The organism is Pseudonocardia hispaniensis, assembly GCF_042658695.1.
GTDB lineage: Bacteria > Actinomycetota > Actinomycetes > Mycobacteriales > Pseudonocardiaceae > Pseudonocardia > Pseudonocardia hispaniensis.
In genome coordinates, this window is sequence record NZ_JBHSQW010000039.1 from 1 (window position 1) to 18,241 (window position 18,241).

Below are 18,241 nucleotides of genomic sequence, written 5' to 3' on the forward strand. Positions count from 1 at the left end.
CCGGTTCGACAAGCGCGACTACATCTTCCGCGGCACCATCGACGTCGCCTCGATCCGCATCTGGCTCCGAGACCCAGTCACATGATCCACGGGACAGGCTCTAGCCCTCCAGGTCGAAGACGGCGCCGAACCCGGCGCCGGTCAGCAGGTCGCGCAGCCGCACCGAGACGTTCCGCAACCGGATCCGCCCGCCGAGCCGCCGGGCCGCGAGCGCCAGCCGCAGCAGCGCATCGAGACTCGCGCGGTCCGGTTCGGTCAGCGCCCGCACGTCGAGGACGACGACCGTGCCCGCGGCAAGCAGCGCCCGCACCCGTCCACACAGCTCCGGATCCGGGCCGGTCACGACGATAATCGGCCCCATGTCCGGGGTGGACGTCGCCGGCCCCGGGAACTCATCGGTGATCGGCGGGGCGGGCGGGCTCAGCGTCGATGGTCGCTCCGCACGCTCCGCTCAGCGTCGATGGTCGCTCCGCACGCTCCGCTCAGCGTCGATGGTCGCTCCGCACGCTCCGCTCAGCGTCGATGGTCGCTCCGCACGCTCCGCTCAGCGTGGCAGCCCGGTGACCCGGAACTCATCGAGTCGCAGGACCGAGGCCCGCTGCGCACCCGAGCGCAGCGCCAGCTCACCGGTGTCGTCCAACGTCCCCACGACGGCCGCGTCGAGGTCGCGGGCGGCGAACGCGGCCAGGCAGTCCGGCTCGCGGCCCGGCGAGACGGCGAGCAGGAACCCGTAGCTGGGGAAACAGTTCAACCACCGGGTCAGGGGTACCCCGGCGGGCGCGGGCAGCGCGTCCACGTCGACGGTCACGCCGAGCCCACCGGGCTCCAGCAGCATCGCCAGCGAGCCGACCAGACCTGCCATGCTGATGTCCTTGGCCGCGACCACGATCCCGTCGCGGGCCAGCGCGGGCAGCAGCCGCACATCCCCCGCGCACCGGCGGCCGCGGGAGGCGAACGCCGGGAAGAACGGGAAGTCCGGACGCATCGCGCCGTCCAGCGCGGCGGCGACGACCAGCGACTGACCGGGCCGGGCGTTGGTCACCGACAACGGCACGGGAGCCGACCCGACACCGAACGCGGACACCGCGGGCTCCCCGTCGTGGATGGTCAGATGCCCGCCGACGATCGGGACCTCGAACAGGTCCGCGGCCGTTCGCATCCCCGCAAGCACCTCCCGAGCCACGGGCTCGGTGGCGACGACGGTGTCGACGATGCCCAGCGGCTCGGCCCCCATCGCCGCCAGGTCGTTGACGTTGGTGAGCACCGCGGCGAACCCCGCACCACGCGGATCGGTGCGCACGAACGGCGGGAACATGGCCTCCCCGCACGCGACGACGCCCCCGGAGACCACCGCACCGTCGTCACCGGGCCCCCCAACCCAGTCGGTGGGCCCGAGCACGTCGCCGACCAGCGCGATCTCGGCCTTGGCGCGCAGCGCCGGGTTGTTCAGCACGGAGTCGACGAGCTCCGCCAGCGACACCTGGGTTTCGACCGCCGAGTCAGGCACGCAGCATCCACCAGATCGCGCGGACCGGTTCCGCACCCGGGTTGTGCCAGCTGTGCGGCCGATCGGTCGGGTAGTGCAAGGTGTCGCCCGCCTGCACCCGGTATCGCTCCCCCGCCACCTCGACGACCAGGGCACCCGTCACCACCAGCAACAGTTCCTCGCCGGCACGCAGCGGGCGGGTATCGCCACTCGACCCGCCCGGCGCGATGTCCGCCTGCACGGCGGCGCCGCGCAGCCGCTCGTCGGGCACCGCCAGCGCGGTGGCGACCACCCCCTCGGCCTCGGGGACCCAGTCCGGCGGCGGCCCGGGCCGCCCCGCCGCCCGCACATGCACCGCGACCGGCTTCTCCGGTCCGGCATCCTCGACGAAGAAACCGATCGGGCGGTCGAGAGCCGCCGCGAGCTTGAGCAGCGTCGTGATCGTCGGGACCATGTCGCCGCGCTCGACCTTGTGGATCGCCGCCGCGGACACGTCCGAACGGGCGGCGAGCTGCTGCAACGACAGGCCGAGCTGCTGGCGTACCTCGCGCACCTTCGGGCCGATCGCACTGACGATCGGCTCCCATCCGGCGGCCCTGACGGGCTCGCCGCGGGAATCCGGCACGGTCATCGGCTGCCTCCGGGATCTCGACGGACATTCACCATCATAAACGTCGTCCCCCTATCGTGTATACGCGCGTACCGTTGCCGGTCCGGCTCAGGACAGCGGGAGCACGTTGACGATACGGGCCACGGTCCGGCCGGTGCGGCGCCAGCCAGGCGCGTCGGCCCCGGGCGCGAGGGCGGCCGGCGTTGCTCGGCCCGACTGCGATCTCGACCGGCCCGGCCTGGCCTCATGGGTGGGCTCCTCGCTCCAGCCCGCCTCGGTCGGGGTGCTCGCCACGGACCTGTCCGGCCGGGGTTCCCGCGACCGGCGACCAGCGTTCGCCCTGCAGCAGGTCGCCGGAGACCCGGTGCCGCAGCACCGCGAGCAGGCTCACCGCCGCATCATGGAAGCCGGTCGCCTCCAGACCCTTGACCAGGTCCAGCCCGGTGATGCCACGGTCCAGCACCGACTGCGCGCCGGTGAGGTCGGCCAGCACGTCGCGGAACGGATAGTCGTTGGACGAGTGCGCGTCGGTGGCCGCGGCCACCTCCTCGTCGGTGATCGGCGGCAGGTCCAGATGAGCGAACAGCGCCTGCAGCGCGCGGGCCGCCTCGTTGCGCACCGCGCGGATCTCCTGCTCGGGGACGTGACGAAGGCCGCCGTCGATCTGCAGGTCACGCGGAATGGTCCGGCGCATCGCCGAATGCGAGAACGACTGGTCGTCGCCCGGCGCACGGTCCAGGTCGACCATGCTCGCCACCAGGTTCTCCGCGGCCACCGCCCACATCCCGCCGGGCACCGCGCCGGGGACGCCGAGGCAGCTGCTCGAGCCGTGCTGCAGGCCCGGTACGCCGGCACCCTTGGCCATCAGGATGCAGCGGATCTCCAGGTACACCCTGGACGTGCCCTCGGCGTTGCCCATCTGCACCGCGGAGCCGGTGCCCGAGGTGAACCGCATCGTGATCCCGCGCGAGGCATAGGCGGAGGCCAGAAAGGCCTTCGACCAGGGAGTGTCGTCGCCGTCCACGAACACCGACTCGGTGCCGTATCCGCAGATCGTCTCGGTGTAGGCGGTGAGGCCCCGCCTGCCGAGCTCGAGCTCCGTGGGCTCCTCCAGCGCACAGTGGGTGAGCACGCCGCCGCGTCCGACCTGGGCGCCGACCTGCAGCGCGATCGCCACGAGCGGCGCGTAGTGCACCACGCCCAGCGTGGTCTCCAGCTCGGCGCAGCCACGCACCGCACCCTCCGCGGCGTCGGCGGCGACCTGGACCGGGTTGTCCCTGGCGCTGGTGGACTGCGCCTGGCCGGCGGGCCTGCGGCGGGCCTGCATCTTCTGCAGGGCCTGCATGATCCCCGCGATGTTCATCAGCCGCACGATGTCGAGGATCTTTGCGGGGGTCAGCCCGCGGGTCACCGCGAGCACCTCGGTGCGGGAGACCCGGGGGTCGACGAGCATCCGGGCGATCTGGTCCGATGGGAGCGCCATCGAGGCCTCGGTCGTGACCACGTCGATCGCGTGGTCGGCGATGAAGGCGTCCAGGACGTCGAAGTCGGTCCGGGACCTGCCGTCGAGGTCGACGATCCGGCCGTTCTCGACTCGCACGCTCGGTGTCGGGTCGAACCGGGGAACCTCGGTCCGCCGCGGCCCCCGGGGCTGGGTGCCGGTCAGGTCACCGTCCGGTCCGTCGTTCGCGCCGGGCTCGTCCCGATGGGCCAGCAGGTCGCGCCGCTGGTACACCTCGGTGGCCTCGCGTACGAAGGCGGCGCACACCGGTGCCGACCAGGTGAGCTCGAGCCGGTCCGCCAGCTCGGCAAGCCGCACCGCGGTCGAGGCCCAGGGGCGCAGCGCGTCGTACATGGTCAGGACCTCGGCGTCCGGAATCGCGGTCAGTTCGGCGGCCCTGCGCAGGTTCGCGGCCAGCTGCGGACGGGTGCCGGCGTCGGCCAGCTGGGCCTGCAACAGCAGGGTCTCCGGGGTGATCCGCAGGTCGTCGGCCGTCACCTCCCCGGACACCACCGCGTCCAGGGTGAGGGCGGTGATCGGCCTGCCGGTCGGAGTGACGAGCAGCTCCGGCCGACTGGTCGACAACGGATAGTCGGCCGCGGTCAGCCCGGGAGTCGGAGAGGTGCTCATCGAGAAGTTCTTCCTCGCCTGATGACCGGCCGGCCCGGGCGTCCGAGCGGAAGGTGGGAGAGGGCGCGGATCAGACCATGCCCTGCCGGGTCGCCGTGTAGACGATCTCGGTGCGCCGCCGGACCTCCAGCTTGTCGCGAAGGTTGCGCACGTGGAACTTCACCGTCGCCTCGGAGATCAGCAGTCGCCGGGCGATCTCGCGGTTGCTCATCCCGACGGCGAGCAGCTTGAGGACCTGGTTCTCCCGCTCGGTGAGCAACTGGCCGCGGCGGCGCTCGCCGTGCTCCTCGTCACGCAGTACGTCGATCACCATCGTGGTCGTCCGTGAGTCGAAGACGCTCTCCCCGCGCAGCAGCGCGCGCACGGCGCGGACGATGTCTGCGGTCTCGGCACCCTTGCGCAGGTAGCCGTGTACGCCGAGGCGGACGGTGCGCAACATGACCGCGCGGTCCCGGCAGCTGGTCAGGACGAGCACGCGCAGCCCTCGGTGCCGGCCGAGGAGCATCTTGGCGACATCGAGTCCGGCGCTGTCCCCGCGGCCGAGGTCCACGTCGAGCACCACCACATCGGGGCGGCAGCGGTCGGCGATCAGCAGTGCGTCGCGCGCCGTGGCGGCCTCACCGACGACGCTCAGGTCGGGTTCAGCCGCCAGCAGCTGGCGCATTCCGTACCGGACGATCGCCTCGCCGTCGACCAACATCACGCGCGCGGTCCGGCGGATGACCTCCGGTCCGATGTCCCCGACCCGAGGCTGGTCCAGCACGGCGTCAACGGACATGTCGACCTCCCTTCGGATGGTTCGCTGACGAAAGCGACCGTAGGCAGCGCCACGTTGCCCGTTCGTTGCACTGTCCGGTAGGAGAGGTCGGACCCTGCTTGCCCCCTTGTTCCGGGGTGGGCGATGATGCCTGGTCAAGCGGGCCGGTGATGCCCAGCGACGACGCTCGGGAGTGGTGATGTCACGGGACGATGCTGCGCCCCCGGATCGCCGGAACCGTCCCGATCCCACCGCGCTGGATCCCCTCGCCCATGCCCGGAACCTCTCGAAGGTGTTCGACGCGGTGCTCGCCGGCGACGAGCTCGCCCAGGCGGCACCCCGCCCGATCATCTCGGAGTCCTGGCGGCGCAGCCTCGCCGCGCACGTCGACCCGGAGAACCGCACCCCGCCGGTGGTCTTCGCCCCCGATGAGCTGCGCGAGGTCCGCGCGGCCCATCCGCTGAGCGCCGTCATGCCGCTGCTGCGCAGCACCCTGGTGAGCATCGCCGACGAGGCGATGCACGTGATGCTGGTGACCGACGCCGAGGGCCGCCTCCTGTGGCGCGAGGGCGCCGCCAGACTGCTCGTCAACGCCGACCGGGTGGGCCTGTTCCCCGGCACGAAGTGGAGCGAGGACGCGATCGGCACCAACGCCATGGGCACCACCCTCGCCGTCGACGCGCCGGTGCAGATCCACTCCGCCGAGCATCTCGTGCGGACATACCACACCTGGACCTGCGTCGCAGCCCCGGTGCACGACCCGGACACCGGGACCATCCTCGGCGCGATCGACATCAGCGGCCCGCTGCACACCGTGCATCCAGCCCTGGTGCAGCTGGTGTCGGCCACCGCGCAGCTCGCGGAGAACCAGCTGCGAGTCCAGCTCGCGATCGCCGACGAGCGGTTGCGGATGCGCAACATGGCGCATCTGACCAGCCTCCGGGGCGAGCCGGGCGCCCTGGTGACCCCCTCCGGCCGGATCGTGGCGGGTGCGCCCTACGGCTGGTGGCCGGAACGGATCAACGTGGACGACGGGGCGGACCGGATCGTGCTGCCCAACGGCCAGGAGATGATGGTCGAGTCGCTCGCCGAGGGGTATCTGGTGCGTCCTGCGCGCTCGCCGTCCTCGGGCACGGGTGTCCGCTCGCTCCCGGCGCTGTCGCTGCGGTTCATGGGCGAAGGCACCCCGACCGTGCTGCTCAACGGCCGTTCCATCCCCCTGACGCTGCGCCCCGCGGAGATCCTCACCGCGCTCGCCCTGCACCCCGACGGGCTCACCGCGGAGCGGCTCGCGTTCCTGCTGTACGGCGACGACGGGAACCAGACCACGGTGCGCGGCGAGATCCGGCGGCTGCGCGGACTGATCGGCTCGGAGGTGCTGCGGACCAGGCCCTACCGCCTCGAGGCCACCGTCGACAGCGACTTCTGTGCGGTGCGCCGCGCCGTGGCCGCAGGCCGGGTCGAGAGCGCGCTGCGGGCCTGCGGCGGTTCGCTGCTGCCCCGCTCGGACGCCCCGGAGATCCGGCGGCTGCGCGACGAGCTCGTCGCCGGTCTCCGCCAGGCGGTTCTCGACTCCGGCAGCGTCGAGTCACTGCACGTCTACGCCGGTCATCCGCTGGGCGCGGAGGACCTGGAGGTCTTCGACCGGCTCGTGGAGCTGCTCCCGGCCAACGACCCCCGGCGGCCCGCGGTCGTCTCGCGCAGGGCCCTGCTGCTGGCCGAGTAGCGCAGGCCGGGTCCGGTCTCAGCCGCGCCAGCCCCTCGGGTGAGCGGCATCATGGATGGCGCACCGGCAACGGCCGGGACGCCCGCGTCGCGGCCACCGCCACACCGGTACGGAGGGCCACAGATGATCGAGATCGGAGTTTTCCACAACGGCGCGTCAGATCTTCCGGCGAAGCGGCTGAACTACGACGGCGAGCAGGTGGTCGTCAACGACGGCGACCTGCCGGCCACCCATGTCGCCGCGCAACGAATCATCGCCAACCAGGTCCGTCAGGGGATCCTCGCCGATCGGCTCGGTTTCGACTACTGGTTCCAGACCGAGCACCACTTCCAGCCCGAGGGTGCCGAGCTCTCCCCGAACCCCCTGCTCAGTGAGGCGGCAATCGCGTCGCGGACCAAACGGATCCGGCTCGCTCAGGCCGCCAACATCATCACCTGGTGGCATCCCATCCGGATCGCAGAACAGGCTGCGATGCTGGATGTGATCAGTGGTGGACGGTTGGAGTTCGGCATCGGTCGCGGCTACCAGCCCCGGGAGAATGAGACGTTCGGCTGGGCCTACGGCTCGACGATCCAGGATCAGGAGCGCAACCGGGCCTACTACGAGGAGGCCTACGAGACCATCATCAAGGCCTGGACCCAGGACTCGTTCGCCCACCACGGCGAGTTCATGTCGCTGCCGCCGTCGTACACGAAGTGGAACCACAAGCAGACACTGGCCTACTTCAGCCAGCCCGACGTCGGCCGCAGCCTGGAGCAGGTGGTCAAGCTCGGTGGGCCGGACATGTACTCCGCGGGCAACCCGGTCCAAGCCACGACCACCAAGCTGCGGGAGTTCTCGGTCTACCCGCAACCGCTGCAGAAGCCCTACCCGCAGATCTGGGAGCCGCTCACCAGTCCGCGCTCGGTCAGATGGGCCGCGGAGCACGGGATCAACGGGTACTTCATCGTCGAGCCCAACTCGCGCCTGCGCAAGAACATCGATCTCTACTACGAAGCCGCCGAACAGGCCGGCTGGCCCGACCGGCGGAACCGGGGGCGGTTCAGGCGCGGCTGGGACGCCGAGAAGCACCGCGGCGTGGTGACCTGCCGCTACATCCACGTGACCGAGAAGGGACTCGGTGATCTCGACCGGGCGGCGGCTGCGATGGAGCTGCAGTGGGACTACTACGGCCCGTTCGGCTTCGCGGCCGTGCTGGCCGAGGCCGACGAGCCGTTCTACGACCTGAACATGAAGGTCACCGCGGAGCTGCTGCGGCAGAAGAAGGTCGCCATCCACGGCTCCAGGCAGTACGTCATCGACTCGATCATGGAGATCAAGCAGCGGTGCGGCTACGACGACTTCATGTTCAACGCGTGGTTCGAGCTGGGTGGCTTCTCCGGCGCGGAGATCGAGGCGCAGATGCAGTACTTCGCCGAGGAGATCATGCCGGTGCTACGCCGGGAGTGCGGCGGCTCACCTGATCTCCCGACCAGTACTGTTGATCTTGAGATCATGGCGGCTCCGAAGACCGCGATGGCGTGAGTCCGGCACCGGCTGGTTCGCTACTCGAAGACAGTCCGAGATCGACGCCGGGTGCTGGGCTCCCGCTGACCGGTGAGCTGCCCGCGGTGCACTGTTGACGCGTTCGCGCCGGCCGGGTGCGCACCCGAACCGGCGTGACCACCCACCCTCACCGGCGCGGGACGGGACCTCCAGGCCCCTGGGCCTGCAGCGTGTCCAGGCGGTCCCGGTACTCCTGCTCGGTGAGCTCACCGCGGGCGAACCGCTCCGCCAGCAACTGCTCGGCGGTCGGCCGCGGGGCCGGCGCCGGTCGGTCGCCGCGGGCGAGGTAGCGCACCAACGCAACCACCCCGACGATGATCAGCGCCCAGAACAGCACCATGCTGATCGTCATGAGCGCATAGCCCCAACCGCTCATCCCAGGCCCGTACCACCACATCACGTCGATCACTCCCTTGTCGATCGGCTGACGCCGTCCGGCCGGTGGGTGAGCCCCCGGCGTCGAGCGCCGCTTGCTGGGTTCCCCCAGGGTGCTCCGGTGGCCACCGCGGCGGGACCGGTCCTCGGACACGGTCCACTCGCCGAACGTCCCGTCGACGACGGGCCCACAGGCCGTCTTTCTCCGATAGTGTTCATCCATCTACTATGTGATGCGTTAGGCGTGAGGTTCCTCACCGCACGGGAGGGGTGGAGCAATGGACGGAATCGCCGACATGGGCGGCACCGAGGGCTGGGGGCCGGTCGCGCCGCCGGCTCGCGACGAGCCGGTGTTCGCCGAGCAGTGGGAGGCTCGCGCGTTCGCGCTGACCCTGCTCACCATGGGACGGGTATCCGGGCAGAACCTGGACGCGTTCCGGCACGCGCTCGAACGTCTCGATCGGTCGGCCTACCTCGACGACGGCTACTACGGACGCTGGCTCAACGCCGCCGAGCTGATGCTCACCGACAGCGCGATCCTCGCGCCGGGGGCGGTCGATGCGCGGGCGCGCCGGCTGCGCGGCGACGAGGTCACGGAGCCCTCGATCCCCGAGCCGAACAAGCCCGACTACGCCCCGACGGCCGCGGGGTCGCTGCGGACGGTGCAGGAGCCGCCGCGGTTCGCGGTCGGTGATCGGGTGCGGGCCCGCAGCACACCGTCAGCCGGGCATACCCGGTTGCCGCGGTACATCCGCGGGCACAGCGGAACCGTGGAGGTCATCCAGCCGGCCGCGCTGCTGCCCGACACACACGCCCACTTCCTGGGCGAGAACCCCCAGCACGTGTACTCGGTGCGGTTCGACTCCCGAGATCTCTGGGGCGCCGACGCCGAGCCGTTCGTCCTGACCATCGAGATGTTCGACAGCTACCTGGAGAAAGCATGAGCAACCCGTCGACGCGCCTGCCCGCCTCGCTGCGCACCGAGGCACTCGAGCAGTTGCTCACCGAGCGGGGGCTGGTGGATCCCGCGGTGATGGACAAGTTCATCGCCACCTACGAGACCCAGGTCGGCCCGCTCAACGGGGCCAAGGTGGTCGCCAAGGCCTGGACCGACCCCGAGTACAAGGAGCGGCTGCTCGCCGAGGGCACCGCCGCCATCAAGGAGCTCGGGTTCTCCGGGCCCCAGGGTGAGCACATCGTCGTCGTGGAGAACAGCGCGAAGACCCACAACGTCGTCGTGTGCTCGCTGTGCTCGTGCTACCCGTGGCCCGTGCTGGGTCTGCCCCCGTCCTGGTACAAGGACCCGGCCTACCGGGCTCGGGTGGTCCGTGAGCCGCGTGCGGTGCTCGCCGAGATGGGTCTTCAGCTCGACGACGACGTGGAGATCATCGTCCGCGACTCCAGCAGCGAGGTGCGCTGGATGGTGCTTCCGGAGCGCCCGGCGGGCACCGAAGGGCTGTCCGAGGAGGAGCTGGTCGGGCTGGTCACCCGCGATGCCATGGTCGGTGTTGCCAAGGTGGCCGCTCCGGAGGCGGCGCGATGACCGCCCCCCTGCCGATCGACGGCCCGACCGCGCCGCCGCGCTCCAACGGTGAGCTGCTCTTCGCCGAGCCCTGGCAGAGCCGCGCCTTCGGCATGGCCGTGACGCTGCACGAGTCCGGGGCGTTCGCGTGGCCGCAGTTCCAGGCCGCGCTGATCGCCCGCATCCGCGACTGGGAGACCGGCCACGCCGAGGGCGAATGCTGGGACTACTACCTGCATTGGCTCGGCGCCCTCGAGGACGTGCTCGCCGCCGACGGCACCGTCTTCGCCGACGAGATCGATCTGCGCGCGCGCGAGCTCGCGGCCCGGCCCGCCGGGCACGACCACGAGGACGCGCATTCTCATTCGCACTGACCGCCCGCTGACCGCGGTGTACCGGGACCGGAGCCCCGGTACACCGCGGTCAGCTGCGCGTCCCGGTGGGCAGCCCGGCGTAGAGTTCCAGGTGCCGGGCGGCACTGGCCTTCCACGTGTACTGCGGCAGCACCGCGTGGCCGCCGGCCACCAGCCGCTCCCGCAGGTCCGCATCGGCGATCAGCCGGTGCATCGCGGCGGCCAGCTCCCCGTCGTCCCCGACGCGGGGCAGCAGTGCGCTCTGGCCATCGACCAGGTACTCACCGAACACCGGCAGATCCGAGGCGATCACCGGTAGCCCGGTGCTCATGGCCTCCAGCACCACGAGCCCCCAGCCCTCCTTCACCGACGGGAAGCACAGCGCGTCCGCGGTGTGGTACCAACCGGCCAGCTCGGCCTCGTCCACCGTGCCCAGCAGCAGGACGTCCTCGCCGAGCACCAGGCCGAGCTCGGGCAGCGACGCGAGGGCGGCGTCCCGGTAGGCGGTGTAGTCCTGGAAGGAGTGCCCGCCGACGATCGCGAGCGTCGCGACCGGGCCCAGCTCGCGGCGCAGCCGCGCCAGCGCACGAAACGCATGCACCGTGCCCTTGCGCGGCTCCACCCCGCCCACGCCGAGGAACAGGAACCGACCTTCCGGGACGCGGGCCCGCAGGGCCGCCCGGACGGCGGACTCCGGCGGGGGGAACCGATCGGGATCGACCCCGTTCGGCACGACCGCGGCGTCCCGGCCGTACTCGTCGCGCAGGATCGAGCGCCACTGCTCGCTGACCACGAACACCTGGTCGGGTTCGGCGATCGCGGCGCGCTGACAGTCGATCAGGGCCTGGGTGGTGAAGTCGTCGACATGGTGCACGGTGCGCACCACGGACACCGGCGCGCCCGCGTTACGCACCCGGACGGCGGCCCGCGCGGCGATGCAGTCCTGCGCATGCAGCACATCGAACCGTCCGACCATCCCGTGCAGCCCGGCCTCCAGGGTGTCGATGGCGGCGAAGACCCGCTCCTGCAGCGTCGTGCCGGCCTTCGGCGGCCCGGCCAGCACGGTGTGCGGCACCTGCGTCGGCCGGAACAGCCCGGCATCCGGGTCGCCGAGCGCAACGAGATGGACGTCGACGCCGGCGCGGTGCAACGCCTCGGCCAGGCCGAGCGTGTGCACGAACCCGCCGCGCGGCCGGGTGGAATGAGCGATCAGCGCCAGGGCCGTCATAGCGCGCCCTCCACGATCGACGGGTCGCGCAAGGCGAGCGCCGCCGCGGCCAGCGAGGCCCGGGCAGCGGTCTCGGTGACCAGGCAACCGACCTCCTCGAAGGCCCGGCGCTGACGCGCGTAGCCCTGCGGGTCCTGCTCGGTGCCCAGCACGTACACCACGATGCGCGGGCCGCCTGCGGACATGACCTCGGCGCAGACCGGGGCGAGCTCGGCCGCCGGGTCCGAGTGTGCGCCGTGACCGAGCACCACATCGAGGATGATCGCCGCCACTGCGGGGTCGGTGCCCTGGGCCCGCAGCAGCTCGATCCGCGCCTGCGGGTCGATCATCGGATGCGGACGGCCCTTGGTGTACTCCTCCTCGCCCAGGTCGAGGCAGGTGTGCGCATCGGCGGGGGCGGGCAGGCCGAGGTCCTTGCTCAGCGGGGTGTTGGAGTACACCGGTCCGAGGACGTCGTCCAGGATCACCAGCGACTCGTAGCAGAGGGTCCCGCCGGAGAACAGACCGCGGACGAGCCGCCGCTCGGGCGGGAGGTCGGCGAGGGCGCGGACCCGCTCGGCGAGCCCCGCGGCCGGGTCCGGCGCCGCGCCGCCCATCGCCCGCACGGCGGCGACCGCTCCGGCTTCCAGTGTGCGTGTCACCACGACATCATCGGGCGCGGTGAAGTCCGTCGGAACCCCGATCAGCGCGGCCACGAGCGGCTTGCCCGCCGCGGCCGCGACCACCTCATGCGCCACCTCGACCGCCGGAGGCTTGGACACCAGGAGAATCACGTCGGTCTCGTCGTCGGCGACCAGGGCGCGCACCGCGCTGAGCGCCATCCGACCACCCACGGCGCTGGACAGGTCACGCCCGCCCAGTCCGATGACATGCGACACCCCGAAGCCCCAGCGGTCGACCAGGCTCGCCGCCTCCTGCGCCCCGGTGCCCGCGGCCGCGACGACCGCCACCCGGCCGGGGGTGACGACATTCGCGAAGCCCAGGGCCGTTCCGCCGAGCATCGCGGTACCGGCGCCCGGCCCCATGACGAGCCTGCCGAGGGCGGTGGCCCGGTCCTTGAGCTCGATCTCGGCGTCCACCGGGACGTTGTCGCTGAACAGCAACACGTCAAGCCCGGCCGACAGCGCCTTGTGCGCCTCCAGCGCGGCGTAGTCCCCGGGGACCGAGATGATCGCCACGTTGCTACCCGGCTGGCGCGTCAGCGCCTCGGCCAGGCTGCGGGCGGGCTGCTCGGCCCGAGCGCCACCGTCGCCCCGGGCGGCGAACATGGCCGCCTCACCGGCCGCCCGCGCGGCGGCGACGACCTCGTCCGAGTTCGCCCGCACGGCGATGAACAGGTCATTGGCACCGGCGTCGGCGAGCTCACCGAGATCGAAACCCTCTGCCGCAAGGGTTTCACGGTTGCCGGGAGTGGCCATCGCGGCCGCCGCCCAGTCCACGCCCTCGACCTGACGCAGGGCGCGGGTGCCCGACAGCTGGACGACCGAGTCGACGTAGGTGTCCGGGTAGAGCTTGACGTCGTGGATCAGCGCAGGGCTCACCTGGTAGCTCCTTGAGGTGGGGATCGACACTAACGATTCGAGTTCGTCCGCCTGGCGCCGCGCCTCGTCGACGGTCATCTCGACGGCGGATGACGGCGTAGCACGGGACGGCACCGTGGGCGCGTTCCATCATCCGACATTCATAGACACTATAGTGGACGGCAGCGTGGTCGTCACCTCCCCGGGTCCCGTACAGTCCCGGGCGTGAGTCAGGGCCCCCTGCGGTTGCGCCTGCTCGGCCCATTCACCGTGGAGGGCGAGCTCGCAGCACCGGTTCCCGTGGGAAAGGCGCGGCGGGTACTCGCCGTGCTCGCCGAACGCGCCGGCGAGTTCGTCCCGCTCGCCTCCCTCGTCGACGCGCTCTGGGAGAGCGACCCACCCGAACGCGCCGACCGCAACGTCGCCGCCCTGGTCAGTCGGCTGCGTCGAGCCCTGGGCCGGGAGCGCATCGACGGCAGCGTCACGGGATACCGCCTGGTCCTCGACGGGGTGAGCGTCGACATTCGCGACGCCATCGAACATGTCACGATCGCCGAGCGGGAACTCGGCCGCGGTCGCTTCGCACTCGCCTCGACCAGCGCGGAACATGCCGCGAAACTGCTCGGTTCGGATGTCGCGCTCGCCGGGGAACGCGACGATCAATGGATCCACCAGGTCCGGCTGCGGACCGCGGGCTGGCTGCGCCGGGCCCGCATCTGCTGGGGAACGGCGGCGCTCGAGCTGGGCGACTGGGACGTCGCCGCCGAGGTCGCCGGTGCCGCGCTGCGCACCGACCCGCTCGACGAACAGGCCTGTCGGATCGTCATGTCCAGCCACCAGCGGGCCGGGCGGTCCGCCGCGGCGCTGCTGTCCTATCGCCAACTCCAGATCGCGATGTCCGAGCAACTCGGCAGCGACCCGTCGCCCGCAACGCAGGCCGTCCACCTCGCGGTGCTTCGGTCCGAAGACCCGGGCCGCGAGGCGCGCTCGGCCGCGCCCCTGCCGGCGATCGGCCCGAAGTCGCTGGTCGGGCGAACCGAGGAGTACCGGCGCCTGCATGCCCTGTGGGCGGATTCCGCGTCCGGTTCCCCGGTGCTCGCGCTCGTGACCGGCGAGGCGGGTATCGGCAAGACCGCGCTGGTCGACACGTTCGCCGTGGAGCCGGAGCGCACCGGGGCGTTGACGCTACCCGTCGCCTGTTTCGAGGCCGAGCGCTCGGTGTACCTGCAGCCGCTCGCGAAGGCGGTGCGCTCGGTCATCCAGCGGTCCAAACCGGCCGAGGTCCGTGAGCTCGCCGGATTCCGCCTCGGCACCCTCACCCAGCTCGTCCCCGAGCTTGCCGATGTCCTCGGCCCGGTGGAGTACGAACGCGCGGGCCCCGCGCTCGAGCACGGCCGTACGCTCGACGCCCTCGTCGGGTTCTTCGTCCGGTTGAGCGCCCGTCAGCCCGTGCTGCTGACCATCGACGACGCCCAGCACGCCGGCCCCTCGACGATCGAGGCCCTGCACTACCTCGCCAGCCATTGGGCGGGCAGCCGGATCATGATGATCGTCATCGAACGCACCGCCGACGGCGAACCGCAGACCGCCGCCCTGCGCGACCTCACCGCGGCATCGATCCATCTCGGGCCGTTGTCGGCCGATCATGTCGCCACCCTGGTCGACCGAGCGGGGGTGCCCTACGACCCCGCCCAGCTCTACGCCTGGACCGGCGGGTCCCCGCTGTTCGTCACCGAACTGCTCCGCCATCCCGCCCGCGCCACGACGGCCGACCCGGCGGGCACGGACATGGTGATTCCCTGGTCGTTGCACGAGGCCGTCGAGGAACGCATCGCCCGCTCCGGGGAGGACACGGCCGCGTTCCTCGCCCAGGGCGCGATTCTCGGTGCCGCGTTCACCCTCGACGGCGTCGCCGAACTCAGCGGGATCGACGTCGAGGAATGTGCCCGCCGTGCGGGCCGAGCGATGCGGGCAGGTCTGCTGCTCGCCCGCGGTGACAGCTTCCGGTTCCCCAACGACATCGTGCGGCAGGTCATGTACGAGGCCACGCCCGAACCGGTCCGGATCAGCCGGCATCGGCGCGCGGCCGGCCTGCTCCAGGAACATCCCGAGGCCGCGGCCCGCCACCTCGCCGCGGCGGGCGACTGGTCCGGCGCGGCGCGCAGCTTCGCCGCGGCGGCACATACCGCGCACCTGGCCTTCGCCAATGCCGAGGCCGTCGACCTGCTGACCCAAGCGATCGACGCCGCCCAGACCTCGGGCGACACCGCCCAGGCCAGCGAGCTGCTGCTGCGACGCGGCCGCAGCAAGAGCGAGCTGGGCCGACATGAGGACGCCCGCGCCGACCACGAGGACGCGCTCGCCCTGGCCCGCGCCCGCAGCGACTCCGAACTCGAGGCCCGGGCGCTCGAACAGCTCGGCTGGACGGCGCTGTACGCACGCGATGCGCTCCAGGCGGTCGACTTCGCCAAGCAGGCGACCGAACTCGCCGAGTCCGCCGCGGCGGCCCCGGGCGCACTGCCCAGCGCGATGCTGCTGCTCGGCCGGGTTCGGCACTGGGATGGTGAGTACTCGCGCGCCGAAACCGCCTACACCCAGGTCCTGGCCGCTGAACCCGGTGACACCACCGCGGCGCTCGCCCTGGCCTACCGGGGCGCGTTGCTCCAGCATCAGGACCGCTTCGCCGAGGCGCGGACCGTGCTGGCCAGGGCCGCGGTCCTGTGCCGGCGCACCGGCGAGTTCCGCCCGATGCTGCAGACGTTGTTCTTCACCGCGCTGGCTCGCGGCGACTCGGGCGACTTCGCCGGCGCGCTGCGCGCGCTGGACAATGCGCGGCGGCTGATCGATGCCGAGAAGGTCAGCTTCTACCGGGCCGGCATCGAAACCACGACCTCGTGGATCTGGCAGGAGCTCGGCCACCTCGAGCGCGCCCGCGACCACGCGGAACAGGCCCTCGAGCTGGCCCGACGCGGCGGCGGGGCGCTGGAGCTGGAACAGGAGCTGCATGCCGTTCTCGCCCTGGCCGACTGCGACCTGCTGCTGGGCCGGGAGGAGACCGCCGCGGCGGCCGTCTCCTCCGCGGCTCCCCTGCTGGACCAGCCGCTGCCGTTCCGGCCGAGAGCGGTGCTGCGGCTGCTCGAGATGCAGTCCCGGTGGGACGGCGACCAGGCCGAGGCGCTGCTCATCGAAGCCCGCCGGTACTCCTCACGCAAGTACGAGGCGCTCGCACTGCGCGCCCTCGGGCGCTTCGAGGAAGCCGGACGACTCGCCACGGCGACGGGATCCGACCTGCTCGTCGGCCAGCTCGGGGCGCCGGCCGAGCGGCGCACCGCGATCGAGCGCATCGCCGCGGCCCTACCGGCCGAGCTGCGGTCGACCTACGCGAGCGCCGGACGGTTGAACCGTCCGGCGCGGCCCACCCGCTGACCGGTCACGCGGCCGCGGCCGCCAGGTCGATGTCCATCAGCACATGCGGGATACCCACGTAGAGCTCGGGCTCGCTGCGCGGCACCCAGCCCAGCCGTCGGAAGAAGGTGCGGTTCGCCAGTTGCACGTGCGCGATCATGCGGTGGCCGCCGAGCCGGGCGGCGGTCGCGACGGCGAACCGGACCAAGGGGCGACCGAGACCGCTGGTCCGAAACTCCGGCAGCACGGCGAGCCGATCACCCTGCCAATCGCCGGACGGATTGTCGGGATCGAGCGGGAAGAGGCGCACGACGCCACCGGGAACGCCGTCGACCAGGCCGATGACATGCAGGGTCGCCGGGTGCTCATCGCGGCTGTCGTGATCGTGCTCGGCGAACACACCCTGTTCCTGAACGAAGACCGACCGGCGGATCGCGTGATGGGTGGCAAGATCGGCGACGCCGTCGGCCAGGCGGCAGACCGCGCTGTTTCGGGTTCTCCCACGGACCTGTGTGTTCACGGCATCCATCCCGGATCAAGAGTTCGATGTCCGCGCGCCGGGGCCCGGCGGCTGCGGGGCCCCGGCGCGGGTGCTGGGTGGTCTCAGACCGTCCAGGTCTGCATGACCAGTGCGCCCTCGCGGCGTGCGGTCAGGGTCGCGTCCAGGACGTCGAGCGGATGCATCGGGATGACGCCCTCGATCAGGTCGGTCTCGCGCATGCCGTACAGCGCGGCCATGGCGAACCGGCAGGCGTAGACCTTGCCGCCCTCCTTCATGAAGGTCCCCAGCTGGTTGTTGTAGGCCATATGGCCGGGGAAGGCCTCGGCACCGACGGTCGGGAAGCCGCGGGTGGCCGAGGCCATCAGCACACCCGGCCCGTAGAGAATCAGGCTGGTGTCGAAGCCCTTGCGGTTGATCCGGGTACAGGTGAGCATGTTGACCAGGCCGACCGAACCCTCATAGGGCACGGTGTGCATGAAGATGTAAGCCTTCTCGCCCGGCTCGGCCTGGATGTCGTCGAACAGCTTCTCGTCGAAGTCGACGATCGCATCGCCCTCCCGGGCCCGCTCACCGACGATCTGCGCCACGGTTACTCCTTCTGCGTTGTTCTCGAGTTGAGGTTGTCGAGATCTGGGTTGTCGAGATCTGGGTTGCCGAGATCTGGGGTGTCGAGGTCACACCGCGGGCCCGCGCAACCGCGGCGGCGGCGCCCACGTCTGGCGATGGCTGCCCGGCATGGCCTTCATGACCGTGTGCCGCACGGGCCACGGCAGCAGCGAGTAGACCGGCGCGAAGACCTTCAGCCAGAAAATCTCTTTCGCACCACGTGGTGGCCGTGGGGCGGGCGCGCCGTCCCGTTGGGCCAGCCGCCGGTGGGCGTCGATGAGCAGGTAGTGCTCCGAGTTGCTGCGAAGCCAGCGAAAGAAGGCCATCACTTCCCCTGCTGCCCAGCGGCGAGGCCGTTCTGGGCGGCGACGACGATCGGTTCGTTGAGCGCACCGATCGCCGGGGAGTACACGTTCTCCATGGTCGCGAGGTCGTGCAGCGTCATCCCGAACCGAATCGCCTGGGCCAGGAAGTC

At 71.5% G+C, this 18,241-nt stretch carries 17 protein-coding genes; 6 read left to right on the forward strand and 11 right to left on the reverse strand.

The window, feature by feature from the left end:
- Positions 1-100: 100 nt before the first annotated feature.
- The 5 genes from ACFQE5_RS19035 to ACFQE5_RS19055 all read right to left on the reverse strand — a co-directional run bounded on the left by ACFQE5_RS19035 (position 101) and on the right by ACFQE5_RS19055 (position 5,005).
- Entirely contained in the window at positions 101-343 is a 243-nt protein-coding gene (locus tag ACFQE5_RS19035) for an STAS domain-containing protein (protein WP_379586876.1), read from the reverse strand.
- A gap of 201 nt (positions 344-544) precedes the next feature.
- On the reverse strand, positions 545-1,507 hold the full coding sequence (locus tag ACFQE5_RS19040) for an AIR synthase related protein (protein ID WP_379586877.1): 963 nt from the start codon (positions 1,505-1,507) through the stop codon (positions 545-547).
- Complete coding sequence (locus ACFQE5_RS19045; protein WP_379586878.1) at positions 1,500-2,117, reverse strand: cupin domain-containing protein; 618 nt, start codon at positions 2,115-2,117, stop codon at positions 1,500-1,502. Before ACFQE5_RS19045 ends, ACFQE5_RS19040 begins: the two co-directional genes overlap by 8 nt.
- Before the next feature lie 223 nt (positions 2,118-2,340).
- Positions 2,341-4,227, reverse strand: coding sequence for a diol dehydratase small subunit (locus tag ACFQE5_RS19050; RefSeq protein WP_379586880.1), 1,887 nt, complete (start codon positions 4,225-4,227; stop codon positions 2,341-2,343).
- Between the two features lie 70 nt (positions 4,228-4,297).
- Positions 4,298-5,005, reverse strand: a complete 708-nt coding sequence (locus tag ACFQE5_RS19055) for a LuxR C-terminal-related transcriptional regulator (protein WP_379586882.1) — start codon at positions 5,003-5,005, stop codon at positions 4,298-4,300.
- A 178-nt stretch (positions 5,006-5,183) separates the two neighbouring features.
- Here ACFQE5_RS19055 and ACFQE5_RS19060 point away from each other — a divergent pair, with 178 nt between their 5' ends.
- Together ACFQE5_RS19060 and ACFQE5_RS19065 are read left to right on the forward strand one after the other, a co-directional pair.
- The gene (locus tag ACFQE5_RS19060) at positions 5,184-6,710 is read left to right on the forward strand and encodes a helix-turn-helix domain-containing protein (RefSeq protein WP_379586883.1); all 1,527 of its coding nucleotides are present in this window, start codon (positions 5,184-5,186) and stop codon (positions 6,708-6,710) included.
- Positions 6,711-6,833: 123 nt separating this feature from the next.
- Positions 6,834-8,234: an LLM class flavin-dependent oxidoreductase gene (locus tag ACFQE5_RS19065; protein WP_379586884.1), complete on the forward strand. Its 1,401-nt coding sequence runs from the start codon at positions 6,834-6,836 to the stop codon at positions 8,232-8,234.
- A gap of 148 nt (positions 8,235-8,382) precedes the next feature.
- Here the strand turns inward: ACFQE5_RS19065 and ACFQE5_RS19070 are convergent, their stop codons facing one another.
- The gene (locus tag ACFQE5_RS19070; protein WP_379586885.1) at positions 8,383-8,853 is read right to left on the reverse strand and encodes an SHOCT domain-containing protein; all 471 of its coding nucleotides are present in this window, start codon (positions 8,851-8,853) and stop codon (positions 8,383-8,385) included.
- A 55-nt stretch (positions 8,854-8,908) separates the two neighbouring features.
- On the opposite strand from ACFQE5_RS19070, the gene nthB reads away from it, so the two are divergent.
- Genes nthB through ACFQE5_RS19085 form a run of 3 tightly spaced genes read left to right on the forward strand, consistent with a single transcriptional unit; the run spans position 8,909 to position 10,526 of the window.
- The gene (nthB, locus tag ACFQE5_RS19075; RefSeq protein WP_379586887.1) at positions 8,909-9,574 is read left to right on the forward strand and encodes a nitrile hydratase subunit beta; all 666 of its coding nucleotides are present in this window, start codon (positions 8,909-8,911) and stop codon (positions 9,572-9,574) included.
- A complete protein-coding gene (nthA, locus tag ACFQE5_RS19080) occupies positions 9,571-10,173 on the forward strand; it encodes a nitrile hydratase subunit alpha (RefSeq protein WP_379586888.1) in 603 nt (200 codons plus the stop codon). The genes nthB and nthA overlap by 4 nt, the downstream gene beginning before the upstream one ends.
- Complete coding sequence (locus ACFQE5_RS19085; RefSeq protein WP_379586889.1) at positions 10,170-10,526, forward strand: nitrile hydratase accessory protein; 357 nt, start codon at positions 10,170-10,172, stop codon at positions 10,524-10,526. The genes nthA and ACFQE5_RS19085 overlap by 4 nt, the downstream gene beginning before the upstream one ends.
- A 49-nt stretch (positions 10,527-10,575) precedes the next feature.
- Here the strand turns inward: ACFQE5_RS19085 and ACFQE5_RS19090 are convergent, their stop codons facing one another.
- Together ACFQE5_RS19090 and ACFQE5_RS19095 are read right to left on the reverse strand one after the other, a co-directional pair.
- On the reverse strand, positions 10,576-11,733 hold the full coding sequence (locus ACFQE5_RS19090; RefSeq protein ID WP_379586890.1) for an MSMEG_0565 family glycosyltransferase: 1,158 nt from the start codon (positions 11,731-11,733) through the stop codon (positions 10,576-10,578).
- Entirely contained in the window at positions 11,730-13,274 is a 1,545-nt protein-coding gene (locus ACFQE5_RS19095; protein WP_379586891.1) for a protein FdrA, read from the reverse strand. The genes ACFQE5_RS19090 and ACFQE5_RS19095 overlap by 4 nt, the downstream gene beginning before the upstream one ends.
- A gap of 204 nt (positions 13,275-13,478) precedes the next feature.
- Between ACFQE5_RS19095 and ACFQE5_RS19100 the strand changes: the two genes are divergently transcribed.
- Positions 13,479-16,679, forward strand: coding sequence for an ATP-binding protein (locus ACFQE5_RS19100; protein ID WP_379586892.1), 3,201 nt, complete (start codon positions 13,479-13,481; stop codon positions 16,677-16,679).
- Between the two features lie 4 nt (positions 16,680-16,683).
- On the opposite strand, the gene ACFQE5_RS19105 is transcribed toward ACFQE5_RS19100, so the two are convergent.
- The 3 genes from ACFQE5_RS19105 to ACFQE5_RS19115 all read right to left on the reverse strand — a co-directional run bounded on the left by ACFQE5_RS19105 (position 16,684) and on the right by ACFQE5_RS19115 (position 18,092).
- On the reverse strand, positions 16,684-17,178 hold the full coding sequence (locus ACFQE5_RS19105; RefSeq protein ID WP_379586893.1) for an MSMEG_0567/Sll0786 family nitrogen starvation N-acetyltransferase: 495 nt from the start codon (positions 17,176-17,178) through the stop codon (positions 16,684-16,686).
- A gap of 83 nt (positions 17,179-17,261) precedes the next feature.
- Complete coding sequence (locus ACFQE5_RS19110) at positions 17,262-17,747, reverse strand: MSMEG_0572/Sll0783 family nitrogen starvation response protein (RefSeq protein ID WP_379586894.1); 486 nt, start codon at positions 17,745-17,747, stop codon at positions 17,262-17,264.
- A gap of 87 nt (positions 17,748-17,834) precedes the next feature.
- Positions 17,835-18,092, reverse strand: coding sequence for a hypothetical protein (locus ACFQE5_RS19115; protein ID WP_379586895.1), 258 nt, complete (start codon positions 18,090-18,092; stop codon positions 17,835-17,837).
- Between the last annotated feature and the right edge of the window lie 149 nt (positions 18,093-18,241).